We start from the raw sequence: 16,949 nt of genomic DNA, 5'->3' as shown, positions 1-16,949 counted from the left end.
CCAAATATATTGGCGGATTCCGTGTAGAGTATGCCTCTCAATATAGGCATATATGAATATACTTTACCGCTCTAATCTCAGCAATTAGATGCTTGAAAAGAGATTTACCTGAATGTTTCAATATATTAAAGAATTGGAATTACAAATGATGGAAAATACATTAGTTGATAAAACCTTCCGTGATAGCAATGGCAACATTGTTTTAGCTCAGAAGCCAAATCTACCGCTCATTGTTTGGATAGTAACCAGTTTACTTACTCTAGTTTTTCCAACTGGCACAATCAATATAGTGTTAGACGTATTGGCAAATGGTTCCTTGTTTACTTGGGCATGGCTGGAATTATTTCAAGGCGTTAATTATTTTCGCAGAGCGCTAGGTCTATTCGCATTTATTGCTATTATCGCATCAAAATTTATTAATTATAACGGACTGATTAATTAAGTAAAAGTGCAGAGATGCTAAGGTTTCATTAAGCTTATCCCATCCTTAAAAGGGGATGGGATTTCACGTTGACTGTTAACCGTCAACCGTCAACGGCGTCGGAGCGTCTTTCATCACCTACCGAAAAGAAATGGGTTTCCCGACGCCTTTTTATAATTTATACGCATCTATTACTTAATGGAGTGCGATCGCCTACTGCGGGGCATAGCCCATCGCAAAATATCTAACACAATGAAATACAAAATCCATACTATGTAATTATATTAAATATAAACAATCTATATAAATATTATAATTTTTCCTAAATAGTCTGACACGCATTTCAAAAAGACTATAAGTTGTATCTTTTGGTAATTTCTTTGCAATACTTAACTAACTTTTATTAAAAAAAAGTTAACATAGATTAAAAATAATAACTAACATCATAATTTATTAAGTTAATCAGGCTAAATTGAGAGTATGCTTAATTATTGAAGCCTAGTTTAAGATTTGAGTAACTATGGTATGAATAAACCTAAATACTTATTTAGTCTTTTGTACTTGGTTATTTAAGTGTTAAAGACTAAAGACTAAAAAGTAAAGTTTATTTGCGCCAACTTACTGACTAGGTTGTCAAGCAAGGTGGTAAAAACTCAGTCTAAGCCACATCTTAACAGCGAAAACTAAAGCAACCTTAACAATAACTAGTAAGATGATAGAAAAAATTTTGCTGGCTGTCTCAGGATTGGGACACGCGGAAGAAATGCTCAAAACGTTGAAAGAAATGCCATCAATTAAAGATGCAAAAGTTACGATTTTGCATGTTGTAACTGGGCAAAGTACCGCAGCTGCCATGACAGCTAAATGGGAAGATGGTGGCAAAATCTTGGCTAATGCCATTCAGACTTTGAACTTAGATCCAAGCCAGGTTTCTTCAATTTTACGGCAAGGAGATCCCAAAGATGTGGTTTGCCAAGTAGCTGATGAAATCGATGCTGACTTGATTATTATGGGTTCACGCGGACTTAAGCGACTGCAATCAATTTTATCGAACTCAGTCAGCCAGTATGTTTTCCAGTTATCTTCTCGCCCCATGTTGTTGGTAAAAGATGACATTTACGTCAAAAGAATTAAGCGCATTATGGTGGCAATAGACAACTCTGATGCGTCAAAAAACTGTTTGAAATTGGCTCTGTTCCTGCTGCGAGATATTCAGGGTGGACAGTTAATTTTGGCTAATATTGCTACAGATTTAGGGGGCAAAATCTCTGAAATCACCGAGGTTAACTCAGGTAAAAATCCTGTTTTGGCAGCTGCGGCGGCTGAAGCTGAAAGACAAGGCATTCAATCTCGTTGTTATAGTAGCAGTGGTAAGCCAGGTGAAGAAATTTGTCGGTTAGCAGAGGAGTTGAATATAGACTTATTATTACTCGGTTCTCCAGATCGTCGTCCATCGATCGCTAAGAGTTTTGTTGATATAGACCGACTAATAGGTGCTTCTTTGTCTGACTACGTTCGAGTCAATGCCACATGTCCAGTGTTGTTAGCGCGAACAATCGCTTAGCTCGACTTTATCCAATTAAGCCGCATGAACAGCTGTATTACTCAAACGCTGAAATAAAGCGCTAGGCACTTTTAGCATTTGAGTAGATTCAGATGACATCGCATCAGTAGAAATGGATAAATTCAAGCTTAACTTTTAGGCTGTTTTTGCATTTGTTGCTGAACCTCCTCTAAATCCAGACCCAACTCTTTTGCTATTTCTTCTGCGCTCAATTGCAATTTCAATAATAAAGGTATCATTCTTAACTTTTCTTGACGTGCGCCTTCTTGTAGTCCTTCTTCACGTCCTTCTTGTAGTCCTTCTTGATAAACTCGTGTTTGCTTCAAATCGCTTAATCCAAACATACCTGCAATCTCCTCTCGACTCATAGTCGGAAACTTGTAAACTAAAATTGTCTCTATTAATTCTAATAACTGTCGTTATTGTCGTTCAGTGTAGATTTCTTGCTGGGTTCTTGATATTAACTCTCTGGCAGTTGTAATTGCTGTGTCCTGATCTTCAACCACTAATTTAATCGTAGCAATTCCCACTGGCAGGGTTGCTGTTTCACCTAATTCATCTAGATAAATACGACTAACACGCTGACTAGTAAAAAATTCGCTGTAATTATCTATATTTGCTATATCCAGACTGCGAGTAGGATAGATAACTACTCCTCGCCAAGGATTTTTTGGTTGGTTTCGGTGTAGATATAAAAAGATTTCTGAAAATAGGCGCGAATAAATTTCTGTGTCGGTTTGAAACTGAACTTCAACAAAATAAATAGATTTATATTCGCCTTGTGTCGGGACAAAAACGCCATCTATGCGGAATGCAGTTTGCTTGATTTCGATTGAGGAGAATTTATAAGCATCTGCTGTTTGGGGCGGGTTGCCAATTAATTCAAAAAAGATGCTAGGTAATTCTTGAAAAAGGCGATAAAAGATGCTGTCAGTTTTCACACTTGATGCATTGTTCGGATTTGCGCTTTTAAGATTTTACCTGGTGGGGGATAAGGATTTGCTAAGCGATCGCTCCTTAGCAGGTGTTCCCCACTCGAAATTTTGATTAGATTAGCAATAGACTATCTTAGGGCGATTATGACTTCTGAAGATTTGGTACTGGTTGCTGGTGGTACTGGTGGAGTGGGACAACTTGTGGTGGGCAAGCTGCTGGAAAAAGGTTTTAAAGTTCGCGTCTTGACACGCAATGCAGCAAAAGCCGAAGAGATGTTTGATCACAGGACAGAAGTTGCCGTTGGTGATACCCGCCAGCCGAGTACACTCCCAGCCGCAATGCAGAATCTAAGTCACATCATCTGTTGTACTGGAACCACAGCCTTTCCCTCTGCTAGATGGGAGTTTGACCCGCCTCTGAACTTGATTGAATGGGGAACTGCGTTTCTTAACCCTAAATCTAGTCAAGCCAAAGCAAAAAATAGTCCGGCAAAGGTCGATGCCCAAGGTGTGAGTAACTTAGTAGCAGCAGCACCCCGGAATTTGAAGCGGTTCGTTTTCGTCTCTTCTTGCGGAATTCTTCGTAAAGATCAGCTTCCTTTTAGTATTCTTAACGGCTTCGGCGTGCTTGATGCCAAACAGAAAGGCGAGGAAGCGATCGCCAGTTCAGGATTACCCTACACCATTATCCGCCCAGGACGCCTGATTGACGGCCCATATACCTCATACGACCTCAACACTCTCTTAAAGGCAAAAACAGGAGGCAAATATGGTGTGGTATTAGGCACAGGTGACACCTTGTCGGGTGATGCTAGCCGAATTGACGTAGCAAACGCTTGTGTAGAATCTATTATTCACCCTAGTAGTTCAGGAAAAATTTTTGAACTAGTTAACCAAGGAGCAAGACCAGCTGTAATTAACTGGGAGACTCTTTTTTCGCAATTAGGTAGTGAGTGAGGAGACGCGATTAATCGAGTCTGTACAAAAGTCAGTATTTATTCTCCCCCTGCCCCTCCGCCCCTCCACCCCTCTGCTCCCCTGCTCCCCTCCTTCCTGCCTCCTGAAATCTACCACTACCAAAATTACTGATATCCGCAATAAAAATGAATTACCGAGGCGATCGCTGCTTTTCTACTCGTGCAGTTCGTTAAAAGACGGCAAACACCACTATGACGTTACGGTTCACCCTAATTACTGAAAGTATTAATTCTCATACATTAGACAAAGTGAAAGCAAATTAATTCGTGAACCAACCAGAAACACCATTTAGGTAAACCGTCCCAACCAAGGTTCGGGAAACCACCCTTCATGGACTGGCTACACAAGCTCAGTATATATATCAGCATAGTCTGGAGTTTTGACCCCGGAAAGCCAAATCAAAGGTATTCATGCTGAACTGGCTGATTTCTTAACCCAGTTGGTTCAAAATTTAGTCCTTTATACTCTCATTCATTCATTTGTAGTTATACGGAGCCAGCACCTAAAATGGCAAAAGCAGTTGGAATTGACTTAGGTACGACTAACTCCTGCGTAGCAGTGATGGAAGGTGGTAAACCCACGGTAATTGCTAACGCTGAGGGTTTTCGGACAACACCATCAGTGGTTGCATTTGCCAAAAATGGCGATCGCTTGGTTGGTCAAATCGCCAAACGCCAAGCGGTGATGAACCCGGAAAATACGTTTTACTCAGTCAAACGCTTTATCGGACGCCGCTACGATGAAGTTGGCAAGGAGACTACTGAAGTTTCTTACAAAGTCATCAGCAGCAATGGCAATGTCAAGCTGGAATGCCCAGGAGTTGGTAAAGCATTTGCTCCTGAAGAAATTTCTGCACAAGTTCTTCGCAAGCTAGTAGAAGATGCTAGCAAATATCTGGGTGAAACCGTAACCAAAGCTGTAATCACCGTTCCTGCATACTTCAACGACTCCCAACGACAAGCGACAAAAGACGCTGGTAAAATCGCTGGTATTGAAGTTCTGCGGATTATTAACGAACCAACTGCCGCTTCTTTGGCATACGGGTTTGACAAGAAGAGTAACGAAACAATCTTGGTATTTGACCTTGGTGGCGGTACTTTTGACGTATCCGTGCTCGAAGTTGGCGATGGCGTGTTTGAAGTGTTAGCTACCTCTGGTGACACTCACCTTGGCGGTGACGACTTCGACAAAAAAATTGTTGACTTCTTAGCTGAACAGTTCAAAAAAGCCGAAGGCATTGAACTACGCAAAGATAAACAAGCTTTACAACGTCTGACTGAAGCCGCAGAAAAAGCCAAAATTGAGCTTTCTAGCGTTACCCAAGCAGAAATTAACCTACCATTTATCACCGCTACCCAGGATGGGCCCAAGCACCTGGATACAACCCTGACTCGCGCCAAATTTGAAGAACTTTGCTCAGACTTGATCGACCGTTGTCGCATCCCCGTTGAAAACGCTCTACGGGATGCCAAGTTAACCAAAGGCGATATTGATGAAGTTGTGCTAGTTGGTGGTTCTACCCGCATTCCCGCAGTTCAACAAATAGTCAAGCAAGTATTGGGTAAAGACCCCAACCAAAGCGTTAACCCTGATGAAGTTGTGGCAATTGGTGCAGCCATTCAAGCAGGTGTGCTAGAAGGTGATGTTACAGGTATCTTGCTGTTAGACGTAACACCTCTGTCTTTGGGTGTAGAAACATTGGGCGGCGTGATGACCAAAATTATCCCCCGCAACACAACAATTCCCACCAAGAAATCAGAAGTCTTCTCCACGGCTGTGGATGGTCAAACCAACGTAGAAATTCACGTCCTCCAAGGTGAACGGGAGTTTTCTGGCGATAACAAGAGTTTAGGAACCTTCCGCCTTGATGGTATTCCACCTGCACCACGCGGCGTCCCGCAAATTGAAGTTACCTTCGATATTGATGCCAACGGTATCCTCAACGTCACCGCTAAGGACAAAGGCACAGGTAAGGAACAGTCTATTAGTATCACTGGCGCTTCCACCCTGGATAAATCTGATGTTGACCGGATGGTGAGAGAAGCCGAACAAAACGCTTCTGCTGACAAAGAGCGTCGTGAGAAAATTGAACGCAAGAACCAAGCCGACTCTTTGGCATATCAAGCTGAGAAGCAGCTACAAGAATTGGGCGATAAAGTTCCCGAAGCTGACAAGACTAAAGTCGAAGGTTTGGTGAAAGAACTGCGGGATGCAGTTGCCAAAGAAGACGATGAGCAAATTCAGAAACTCACACCAGAACTACAACAAGCGCTATTCGCCGTTGGTAGCAACATCTATCAACAAGCTGGTGGTGGTGCGGCTCCTGGAGGCGCTGAACCTCAAGATGGTGGTTCTACTCCTTCCGGTAGCGGTGATGATGTGATTGACGCTGATTTCACCGAAAGCAAATAATTCTCATAGTTCTGTAGGGAAAATTTATTGTGCCCCTGCTTTATATTGCCCATCCAAGCATTTGCCTGGGTGGGGATTTTTTTATTGGACGATGTACAACAACGCAATGCAACGTCTGTACAACAACGTTTCTACAACACTACAACAATCTAAAATTGGTATATGTCATATCCACAAGCACCTTGGACACTTCAAGGCTACGCTATTCAAACTCTGCAACTGGTGAATATTGACCGAGTGCGACACCTTATCCCCTCGGAGTTAGAAATTATTTCTGCATGGCCTGGTAAAACCCTCGGTAGCGTGTATTTATCTAATTATGGCTCAGGCTCGGTGCTGGAATACAGCGAGTTAATTATCGCTCCGGCTGTGGTTAGTTATCAAGGGAAATTCGGTGGTTGGGTTTCTCACATTTACGTAGATAATGCTGATTCGGTGGCTGGTGGTCGAGAAATTTGGGGACTACCAAAAGAACTAGCTGAGTTTACTTGGGAACAAGGCGAACGTGTCACCGTCCGTCAGGGAAATCAGAAGTTGTGTAGTCTTAACTATAATCGGCAAAAATTGGCGTTGCGATCGCATCTCGGTGCATCTGGTTTCAGCGCAATGGGTAACGATTTACTGATATTCCCCGCTGAATTTGAGTCTCTGCTGGGTTTAATTGGTTCCAAGTTAGAAGTACCCGCCGAAAGTCCCTTCTCTAACATTGGTCTAGGTCAACCTTTGTTAACTGTACGTTCTGAACAGATGAAGTTACAAGTTGATGCGCCAAAAGTGGTGGGACAGCGGAAAGTTGAAGTTTCTCCTAAGTAATTTGCTTTATCGGTGCAATTAAACTTATACCGATTCAATTAATGATTGCAACAAATTCTTTGGTAGAGACGTTGCAATGCAACGTCTCTACAGTGGTCTATCTCCGCTCAGAACTTTTTAAGACAAAGGTACAAAGAATTCATTAATGCATCGGCTAACAATGCGATTACATCGGCTGACAATTCGATTGCATCGGCTGACAATGCGATTGCATCGGCTAATACCATTTAACTTTAAAAATGATACAAATCCGTTGGTAGGGGCACGGCAATGCCCATACGTGTCAACTTCAGCTCAAACACTCAATTTCCCGTAGTTTCAGATCCCCCAACCCCCTTCAAAAGGGGGCATTCGATTCTAATTCCCCCCTTGGAAAGGGGGGTTAGGGGGGATCTCAAATCTAGGTGGTACATCGAAAAACTTTGAAATGCTTATCAGACTAAGCTTTCACGTTAAATTGACACCAATGGGCGATGCCGTGCCCCTACGAGAAATCTATATGTATCAAGATTTTCGTGAATTGGTATAACAATGCGATTACATCGACCTGCAAAACTTAACTCACCCTTTCTTTATGAGAACCTTTTCTCTAAGTTCCCAACATCTGCAAGTTATGCAAAGTTGCGTAAAGTCCTCTTTGTTCCAGCAGTTCCTCGTGGCTTCCCTGTTCGATTAATTCCCCCCGCTTGAGAACAAAAATTCGATCTACGTTGCGAATTGTAGATAAACGGTGAGCAATAATAATGGCGGTGCGTCTTTGCAAAAGCTGATTTAATGCCTCTTGAATTAAAGCTTCTGTGCCAACATCTAGACTAGCGGTTGCCTCATCTAACACCAGAATTTCTGGATTGCGAATAGCAGCACGAGCAAAGGCTAAAAGTTGCTTTTGTCCACTAGAAAGATTTGTGCCGCGTTCCCTAAGTTGAGTATCGTAGCCTTGAGGCAACTGTTCAATAAACTCAGCAATATTTGTGCTCTCGGCTGCTTGTTGAATTTCCTCAATGGTGTAAATGTCTCCTAAGCTAATATTGCTTTTAACATCACCAGCAAACAAAAAGCCTTCTTGTAAAATTACTGCCATGTAGCGGCGCAGTTCTGCCTGTGGTACTTCTCGGATATCTACGCCATCTATCAAAATACGTCCTTGGGTGGGTTCGTAGAGGCGACACAGAAGACGAATGATAGAACTTTTGCCTGCTCCTGTGGGGCCGACTAATGCGACCTTTTCACCAGGATGAATGGTGAAATCTAAGTCTTTAATCACATAATCATCGTCTTTGTAAGCAAACCAAACGTGATCAAAGCGGATTTCTCCGAGTTCTGGTGGAGTATTGATGTCTGGGGATTCTAGCTCTGCAACTATCTCGTCTATGTAGCCGAATTTAGCATCAAATATTGAGAAACGCGGATTGGTGCGATCGCGTATTTCTATCGGTTCATCTAAAATATCACTAACCCGTTCAATAGCAGTAAATCCAGATTGGATTACGGTGAATTTTTCGGCAAAATCTCGTAAGGGGTCAAATAAACGCTGAGCATACAAGACAAATGCAGATAAAACCCCAAAAGTCAAGTTTTCTCTTAAAAGTAACCACCCACCTACCCATAACACACCTGCGATCGCAATCAGTCCAATCCATTCTAAGGTTGCTGAAACAGCTGAGTCATAAAATATGGTTTGATCTACTTCTGCTGTGTACTTCTTGTTGGTGATCCGAAATAATTCAGCATTAAATTTTTCTCTGCGAAACAACTGTACTACATTGATGCCAACCACATTTTCTTGAAGTTGTGAGTTTAGTATAGAAAGTTCTTCTCGCACTTTGTAATTGGCTTTGCGGTACTGTTGCTGAAAGTAAACAATTACCCAAGTAACTGGTAACAGCATCAACAGCAGCAAACAAGCAAGTTGCCATTGGATAGAAAACATTAAAGCCGTAATCACCAGCATAGAAAACAAATCGGACACAATGCCAATTGCCCCAGTGGAAAAGACATCTCCTAAAACTTCCACATCGCTGGTGAGTCTGGTAATTAATTTACCTACAGGAGTGCGGTCAAAAAAACGCACTGCTAGAGATGTCACATGGTGAAATAAGTCTTGGCGAATTTCTGCGGTGATTTTTTGCCCTAGCGTTTGGACTATATAACCCTGAATACCTGTCAATGAGAGTCTTACAAGAATTGCAAGTAGCAATAATCCTTCCAGGATATGTAATCCTTGCAAGAAAGGGCGATTCCTGAGAAACTCATAAGTGCTGGGTTCATTGCGAATCAGAGAAATTACCTGTCCAATCAACAATGGTTGTACAGCGTTAGCTAATGCGATCGGCACGAGTAGGATCATTGAAAGCACCAGCAGCCGTCCACTACGACGGGCATAAGGCACTAAACGCAAAAATAACCGCCAGTCATTTTCGCGCCGACGGTCTTGGGTGTAAGGTTTTTGGAAGGATTGGGAGATGCTCATAATAGGAGCATTATATTAATTTTTACAGTCGGAAAAACACACTATTTTAAAGTAGCGATACTTTCTCTAAGAGAGACTACGCTAACGCACAACTTCTCTGATACCATGCCTGAGATAGAAACCGCAAGACTACAACTCAGACCATATACCCCAAACGACCTGGATGAACTTGCTCCCATTTTGAGCAATCCAGCGGTAATGAAGTATTCACCCAGAGGGCCGATACCAACCGAGAAGCTCAAAGAAGTAACTTTAGAAACATTAGAATTTTTTATAGCACACTGGCGTCAGCATGGTTTTGGTGTTTGGGCTGTTGTAGAAAAAGCCACCGTCAAATTAATTGGTCATTGTGGGCTGAATTTTTTACCAAATAGCCCTGAAGTTGAAGTTCTCTATCGCTTAGACCAAGCTTATTGGAATCAAGGTATTGTCAGTGAAGCAACAAAGGCAAGTTTGAGGTATGGCTTTGAGGTAGTCAAGCTAGATCAGATTGTCGCCATCACTGCACCAGAACACACTGCTTCGCGTCGTGTAATGGAAAAAGCAGGGTTGAAATACGAGAAAAATGCCCAATTTTACAACTTAGATGTAGTGTACTATGCCATCTCGCGATCGCAATGGCAACCAGATGATTCCCCTTATATATTGCAAACTTAAATCGGTATCTAAGTTACTATGCTTGAAATAGAAACTGCAAGACTACAACTACGGCAATTCACTTTAGAGGACTTGGATGATCTGTTTCGCCTCTATAGTGATGCAGAAGTCATGAGGTATCTGTCACTCAAAACAAGAGAACAGACACAGGAAAGGTTGCACAAACATATCCAACAGTGGCAACAACATAACTTTGGCATGTGGGCAGTAATGCACAAAGATAGTGGCAAAATGATTGGTCGTTGTGGACTTGGTTTCCTGGAAAATACGCCAGAAGTTGAGCTTGGCTATGTACTCGACAAATCTTATTGGAACATGGGGCTAGGGACAGAAGCTTCTCAAGCTACTTTAAAGTATGGTTTTGAGGAAGTGAAGCTAGAGCAGATAGTGGCAGTTGCTAAACCGGAAAACATCGCTTCAGTACGTGTGATTCAAAAAGTTGGGATGAAGTATCAAAAGGATGCCTATTATTACGGTCATGATGTAGTTTACTACGCTATCTCGCGCTCAGAATGGCAACTCATTAAGCTCATCCCACCCTTAGAGGATGTTTGAAAAGTCCTTAGTGATGTATCAAATATTTTGAGATCCCCCTAAATCCCCGCCACTTGCTACAAGTCGGGAAACCCGACGACAGTCGCCTCAAGTCGGGAAACCCGCCCACGGCGCTGTCTCCCCAACACAGTGGCTCCCCTTGATAAGGGGGACTTTGAATCAAATTCCCCCCTTGGAAAGCTACGGTGTACACACATCTCTGTACCAAACCAAAATCGTGTAGATCCTCCTAAATCCCCCTTAAAAAGGAGGACTTTGAGAAGTTTTTGCCCCCCTTTTGAAGGGGAGCCAGCGCGGTCTTCTCCCAAAGGGAGAGGCTAGCGCCAAGGGGGTTTCCACGCCACTCCCCACAACGGATAGCGCAGCGTAAAGCCTTCTCTTCTCCTATCGGAGACACTTCGTGAACGAGAGGCTTCGCCAACGGCATGGCTTCTCTTCGAGAGGCTTCGCCAACGCTTAGAGCGAGTCATTGAGCGTCGGGAACCTCCGCAAGGGGGTGGCTCCCCATGAGCGACTGGCGTGGGTTGGGGGGATCAAAAGCTTGTGAGGCCACTCTCAAAGACTTGTGTACACCGTAGCTTTTCAAGGGGGGTTAGGGGGGATCAACAAGTGCAAAGATACAGCCAACCACTTTTCAAACAACCTCTTAAAAGGGGATGGAATTTCACGTTGACTGTTGACTGTTAACTGTTAACCGTCAACCGTCAACTGTCAACTGTCAACGGCGTCGGGGTGTCTTTCATCACCTACCGAGAAGGAATGGGTTTTCTCGACGCCTTTTTATAAGAAGAAAAAAAGGTAAAAACCTCGCTCCTGTCTTGAAAAGTTGGAGCGCCGGACGCCGGCGCTCCAACTTTTCGCTTGTGGGCGACCTGTTCATAACTCGCGACTTGCGACTTCATTTATATTTATATACGTAGCATCACTGATGAATAGTTACTTACAGTCGTTCAATACTAAAAGTATGAAAACGTAAGATTTGGCTATTCAAAACTTCAGTATTAATACTGGGCATCATTGAGGCAATTTGATAATCATGATGAAAAAGTTATCAAAGATGACTGCTACTGTCCTATTTATGGTTTTGAGTTCAATTGCTACGACACCAGTTGCTAATGCTGTTACTACCTACTTAGAACCTAGTTCTTACAATAGCTTTGACGACAGTCCTTTCAAAGGTGGTAACTATTCGTACTTCAATTTGGAAGACTTTGAAGATGGTTTTCTAAATACACCGGGTGTCAATGCGTCTAGTGGTGTTATAAATCTACCTAGCCCTTTTAACATCTCAACTGATTCTGTAGATAGCGATGATCGAGTAATCGATGGCAGTGGATTAAATGGTTACAGTTGGTATTCTGCCGATAAATCGACTATCAGATTTACTTTCAATGCCAGTGTTCTGGGTGCTTTACCTACGAATGTTGGCATTGTTTGGACTGATGTTGGGTTTTCTGATACTGGTTTAGGATTTGGTCAAGTTAACCTCGAAGCTTTTGACGTCCTTGGCACTTCTTTAGGAGTCTTAGGCTCAATTGTTGGTGATGGCGATTTTCGTGGTCAGACCGCAGAGGATAGGTTTTTCGGTGCAATCAATTTGGATGGCATTTCAGCAATTGAAATCCGAATGCTTGATAGTACGGACTGGGAAGTAGACCATCTACAGTATGGTCGGGCTAACAGCCAGTCTGTTCCTGAACCTTCTAGTTTGTTAGGTTTGTTTGCTGTTGGGGCTATGGGTATAGGTTTGCGACTGCAATGTCAGCAAAATAAGGGACTGGCGACTGGGAGGCGTAGCCCATTGCGTTAGCGCAGCCTACAGTGTACACACAAGTCAAAAATTTTCCCTGTAAACCCTCATCCCGCCTAGAACATCGATTCAGTAATTGCAACAACCCGATTTCTTTTCAGTAAAACGACCAATTCTCATTGACTGTAGAGACGTTGCAATGCAACGTCTCTACGAAATAAGGGCTAGGCATCTTGCCCGCCCAGTTCACAGGACGGGCATCTTGCCCATCCTACGAAATTTATTCCAATGTGGAACTCCCTGCTCAGCCTTTGAACTAAGAAATTTGTAGCGATTGTTTCACGAATGTTCTTATGAGTATGCAATAATACTACACTTCTCTATTTACGTCTTATATCTAAAGATAGAGAATAGTGATTAACTTAAATTGGGAAACCTTATAGAAGTTCATTCCCAAGAGGTATCCTGCCCATTTATCTCCAGTGCAACCGAGGTCAGATGACGCAACCTTTAAATCAAGTCAAAGAATGGGAACAACGTCGTAATGAAGCAAACCGCTATTACAAGCGAGGGAATTTTCAAGAATACCTGGATCTAACAACCGAGAACTTACATTTAGCTAGAATAATTCCAGATCGAGCCAGAGAAGGTTATGCATTGAACGATATTGGTTTAGCTCACCTTGGTTGCTGGCAACCTCAAAGAGCATTAGAGTATTTTCATCAAGCACTTTCAGTTGCTCAAGAAATAAGCAACGCACGAGCAGAAGCGATCGCACTTAGCAATCTAGGTTCTACCTACAGCCGTCTTGGACGCTTTTTGCAAGCGCTGGAGTATTTGAACACAGCAGTTCAAATCTTCAGGAAATTGCAAGATACTCAAGGTGAAGTTTCGACTCTCAATGATGTGGCACTGATCTATACCAGGTTGGGAGAACCGAAACGAGCGCTGTTGCTACAACACCAAATTTTGGCGATGCGTCAATTGCTAGGCGATATTTCTGGCCAAGCAACCACGCTAAATGGTATTGGTTTTGCCTACAGCGCCTTGGGTAAGTTTGAGCAAGCTCTAGAATTTTTACAAGCAGCAATTCCAATTCAACGAGCCGCGAAGAATTTGGTTGGTGAAGCAACCACCTTGAACAATATTGCCTCTATCTATACTGATTTAGGCAAACCCAAAGAAGCACTATTGCTCTACTATCAAGTTCTTTTGACACGTCGTTCTCTAAACGATCGCTCTGGTGAAGCAACAACTCTTCACAACATTGGTTTTACCCATGCTATCCTTGCACAAAATCGGCAAGCATTGAAGTTATACAAACAAGCCATTGCAATTTATCGACAATTGGGCGATAGTATTGGAGAAATTTCCACTTTGCTGAATATGGGAAGCCTTTACGCCACAACTAAGCGCAAAAAGTTGGCGCGATCGTGCTATCAAAATGCCCAAGAATTAGCCGAACAAATTGAATATCAGCCATTTATGGAAAAGGTACGGCAGTTCATGGATGCTTTGTAAAATAGAAACCCTGTAGAGACGTTACATGTAACGTCTCTACATGTGATTCATGAAAATGCCAACTGCTATATATCTACTAGTTGCGTAAATCCTGTCTATGAAAGCTTACGAAGTTCAGAGTACTACAGGGATTGATGCTCTGGTATCAGTTGATCGCCCTGAACCAAAACCCACTGCGGGTCAAGTTTTGATTAAAGTAAAAGCAACATCGCTGAATTACCGCGATTTGCTTGTGACTGAGGGAGCCTACGGTTCTGGGCTGAAATATCCACTGATTCCCATGTCTGATGGTGTCGGGGAGGTTGTGGAAGTAGGAGAAGGCGTCACACGGGTGAAAATAGGCGATCGCGTTGCTGGTATTTTCTTCCAAAACTGGATTTCTGGCTCTTTAACCAAAGAGCATACAAAATCGGATTTGGGAGGCGGTATCGATGGCATGTTGGCTGAATATGTTGTACTCCACCAAGATGGTTTAATAATATTACCTGATTATCTATCCTACGCAGAAGGTGCAACCTTGCCCTGTGCAGCCGTTACAGCTTGGCATGCATTGGTAACAAAGGGCAATATTAGCACAGGTGATAGTGTTTTGTTGCTCGGTACAGGGGGAGTTTCAACTTTTGCACTCCAGTTTGCCAAGATACATGGTGCTAGAATCATTGCTACTTCCAGCAGTGATGAGAAATTGAGGCGATCGCAACAACTTGGCGCTGACGAGACGATTAACTATAAAACAACACCAGATTGGGAAAAGCAAGTTTACCAACTGACTAATCGCACGGGTGTAGATCATGTTGTAGAAGTAGGCGGTGCAGGCACTTTACCAAAATCACTACAAGCAGTTCGCATTGGCGGAAGTATTAGCTTGATTGGTGTATTATCAGACAGAGGAAATGATATTGACCCCATGCCAATACTCTTCAAAAGTTTAACAGTTCAAGGTATTTACGTCGGCAGTCGGGAAATGTTTGAGGCGATGAATCAAGTGCTGCAAAAGCATCAAATTAAGCCGATTATTGATAGAGTTTTCCCCTTTAATGAAGCACAGGAAGCTTATCGTTATCTCAAAAGTGCTGCTCACTTCGGTAAAGTGGTAATTCAGCTTGAATAATTATCGTATTGCCAAAATTCAGGGCAAGTTGTTGATATATTGGCTGAAAATTGAACACTGATAAATCAGGTAATTTTGGTATTCAAGACATAGAAGCCAGTAGAGTATGTTAAATTAAAGAAAAAACTATAAAATTATAAATTTTTATCGGATGATTTCTTTAGGGAATACACCTTTTGACATCAGGATTAGATACTTAATTTTTCTCCTTTTGCCTTGATCTGCCTTTTCTAAAGTTGGCTATATTTGTTGCCTCAAGGTGACTACGTTAAGGAGAATCCTAATGTCAGTAAATAATCCCCTTCAGAAGCCAGTAAATAGGCTGCTTGCAGCTCTGCCTAACTCTGAGTATGAGCGTCTTATCCCGCACTTGAAGTTGGTTTCGCTCCCACTTGACCAAGTAATTTATGAGTCAGGAGAACCAATTACACATGCCTATTTTCCGCATCAGACAGTGATTTCTATTGTCACCACTATGGAAGATGGCTCTACAGTCGAAGTCGGTGTAGTAAGTAATGAGGGCATGGTGGGTATCCCGATAATTTTAGGAGGTAACACAACAACCACAACAGCGATCGTGCAGATTGCAGACAGTGCTATGCGGATAGATGCAGATATACTTAGAAGCGAGTTCAATAGAGGTGGATACCTTCAAACTCTCCTACTGCGCTATGTCCAAGCTAGATACACTGAAGTTGCACAAGGAGCTGCCTGCAACCGTCTTCACACACTAGAGGAGCGACTGGCTCGCTGGCTACTGACAGTTAATGACCGTTTACAATTAGAGAATTTTCCGCTCACTCAAGAATTTATTGCTCAGATGCTCGGTGTACGTCGCTCTGGTGTCACAGTAGCAGCTAGCACCCTTAGCCGCGCCGGCATGATCAGTTACAACCGTGGTAAAATTAGCATAGTGAATCGAGAAGATTTGGAAGCTACCTCGTGTGAGTGTTATCGGGTCATACAAAGCGAATTTACTCGCTTACTCAACAATAAACCTGGGCACAATTCTAAATAAATTTTTCTGTACCTCTATGTACGAAACCGGACAGACTCACGGAAGTGATTAGATTTACTCTAGAACAAAGTGACATTATTATGCCATTTATTAAGTGTGTGCATTGTGATGTAATTGCTACTCCAAGTATTAAAACTACACGGTCGTAAGAAAATGTCTAACGAGTCCATGTTTTTTAAAGGTCTACGCCTGCTCGTTGTCGATGACGACCCTGATACGAGGACGCTACTAACCTTTCTATTTGAATTGGACGGAGCAGAGATTGTAACAGCTGCTTCGGCAAGTGAAGCTTTAGAAGTCATGTCATTTTTTAAACCAGATATCCTGATAAGTGATATTTGCTTACCAGATGAAGATGGCTACTCATTATTGAGGAAGGTGAGAAATCTGGAAGCAGGGCGAGGAAGGAAGATTCCAGCTATTGCTCTGACGGCATCTGTTAGCGATGAAGATCGCATACATGCACTTGTTGCAGGTTTTCAAATATATTTATCTAAACCAATTGACTTGGAAAAGTTAACCTGTGTAGTTGCTGATTTGGCTGGACTCAAACAATACGCGTAAAGGAGACTGGGGATTGGGTATTACGGCGATTCCCGCATGGGTTAAGGTACAGAAAAAAGATAATTAACCACAGATGAACACAGATACTCGTGGGGACACAGCATTGCCGTGTCCCTACACATGTACTTATTCAAATGAGAATCGCTATATTGGCTAATGAGTATTTGAGATTAGGTATTA

Annotated in this window: 13 protein-coding genes and 1 pseudogene; 12 read left to right on the top strand and 2 right to left on the bottom strand. The window is 42.6% G+C overall.

The window, feature by feature from the left end:
* Nucleotides 1–148 precede the first annotated feature (148 nt).
* Together FNW02_RS19060 and FNW02_RS19055 are read left to right on the top strand one after the other, a co-directional pair.
* Nucleotides 149–442, top strand: coding sequence for a hypothetical protein (locus FNW02_RS19060; RefSeq protein ID WP_191759090.1), 294 nt, complete (start codon nucleotides 149–151; stop codon nucleotides 440–442).
* Between the two features lie 691 nt (nucleotides 443–1,133).
* Entirely contained in the window at nucleotides 1,134–1,985 is an 852-nt protein-coding gene (locus tag FNW02_RS19055) for a universal stress protein (RefSeq protein WP_191759075.1), read from the top strand.
* A 128-nt stretch (nucleotides 1,986–2,113) separates the two neighbouring features.
* On the opposite strand, the pseudogene FNW02_RS38800 reads toward FNW02_RS19055, so the two are convergent.
* A pseudogene (locus tag FNW02_RS38800) lies at nucleotides 2,114–2,926 on the bottom strand (Rpn family recombination-promoting nuclease/putative transposase).
* A gap of 138 nt (nucleotides 2,927–3,064) precedes the next feature.
* Between FNW02_RS38800 and FNW02_RS19040 the strand changes: the two are divergent.
* The 3 genes from FNW02_RS19040 to FNW02_RS19030 all read left to right on the top strand — a co-directional run bounded on the left by FNW02_RS19040 (nucleotide 3,065) and on the right by FNW02_RS19030 (nucleotide 7,123).
* Nucleotides 3,065–3,877, top strand: a complete 813-nt coding sequence (locus tag FNW02_RS19040; protein ID WP_191759073.1) for an SDR family oxidoreductase — start codon at nucleotides 3,065–3,067, stop codon at nucleotides 3,875–3,877.
* Between the two features lie 528 nt (nucleotides 3,878–4,405).
* Nucleotides 4,406–6,310 carry a molecular chaperone DnaK gene (dnaK, locus tag FNW02_RS19035; RefSeq protein WP_191759072.1) on the top strand — a complete coding sequence of 635 codons (1,905 nt, stop codon included), beginning with the start codon at nucleotides 4,406–4,408 and terminating at the stop codon, nucleotides 6,308–6,310.
* Between the two features lie 162 nt (nucleotides 6,311–6,472).
* A complete protein-coding gene (locus FNW02_RS19030) occupies nucleotides 6,473–7,123 on the top strand; it encodes an acetoacetate decarboxylase family protein (RefSeq protein ID WP_191759071.1) in 651 nt (216 codons plus the stop codon).
* 589 nt (nucleotides 7,124–7,712) lie between these two features.
* On the opposite strand, the gene FNW02_RS19025 is transcribed toward FNW02_RS19030, so the two are convergent.
* Nucleotides 7,713–9,593: an ABC transporter ATP-binding protein gene (locus FNW02_RS19025; protein WP_191759070.1), complete on the bottom strand. Its 1,881-nt coding sequence runs from the start codon at nucleotides 9,591–9,593 to the stop codon at nucleotides 7,713–7,715.
* 105 nt (nucleotides 9,594–9,698) lie between these two features.
* On the opposite strand from FNW02_RS19025, the gene FNW02_RS19020 reads away from it, so the two are divergent.
* From FNW02_RS19020 to FNW02_RS18985, 7 genes are all read left to right on the top strand, one after another.
* Entirely contained in the window at nucleotides 9,699–10,250 is a 552-nt protein-coding gene (locus FNW02_RS19020; protein ID WP_191759069.1) for a GNAT family N-acetyltransferase, read from the top strand.
* Nucleotides 10,251–10,268: 18 nt separating this feature from the next.
* Nucleotides 10,269–10,805, top strand: a complete 537-nt coding sequence (locus tag FNW02_RS19015; protein ID WP_191759068.1) for a GNAT family N-acetyltransferase — start codon at nucleotides 10,269–10,271, stop codon at nucleotides 10,803–10,805.
* A gap of 1,057 nt (nucleotides 10,806–11,862) precedes the next feature.
* Nucleotides 11,863–12,615, top strand: coding sequence for a PEP-CTERM sorting domain-containing protein (locus FNW02_RS19005; protein WP_225225760.1), 753 nt, complete (start codon nucleotides 11,863–11,865; stop codon nucleotides 12,613–12,615).
* A 438-nt stretch (nucleotides 12,616–13,053) separates the two neighbouring features.
* Complete coding sequence (locus FNW02_RS19000; RefSeq protein WP_191759066.1) at nucleotides 13,054–14,076, top strand: tetratricopeptide repeat protein; 1,023 nt, start codon at nucleotides 13,054–13,056, stop codon at nucleotides 14,074–14,076.
* A 97-nt stretch (nucleotides 14,077–14,173) separates the two neighbouring features.
* Complete coding sequence (locus FNW02_RS18995; RefSeq protein ID WP_191759065.1) at nucleotides 14,174–15,187, top strand: zinc-dependent alcohol dehydrogenase family protein; 1,014 nt, start codon at nucleotides 14,174–14,176, stop codon at nucleotides 15,185–15,187.
* Nucleotides 15,188–15,470: 283 nt separating this feature from the next.
* Nucleotides 15,471–16,205 (top strand): Crp/Fnr family transcriptional regulator, encoded by a 735-nt coding sequence (locus FNW02_RS18990; protein WP_191759064.1) that lies wholly within the window; start codon nucleotides 15,471–15,473, stop codon nucleotides 16,203–16,205.
* 153 nt (nucleotides 16,206–16,358) lie between these two features.
* The gene (locus FNW02_RS18985; RefSeq protein WP_191759063.1) at nucleotides 16,359–16,769 is read left to right on the top strand and encodes a response regulator; all 411 of its coding nucleotides are present in this window, start codon (nucleotides 16,359–16,361) and stop codon (nucleotides 16,767–16,769) included.
* The last annotated feature ends 180 nt before the right edge of the window (nucleotides 16,770–16,949 follow it).

The sequence above is a fragment of the Komarekiella delphini-convector SJRDD-AB1 genome (genome assembly GCF_014831675.1).
Taxonomy (GTDB): domain Bacteria; phylum Cyanobacteriota; class Cyanobacteriia; order Cyanobacteriales; family Nostocaceae; genus Komarekiella.
This window is presented reverse-complemented; position numbering and strand designations above follow the sequence as displayed.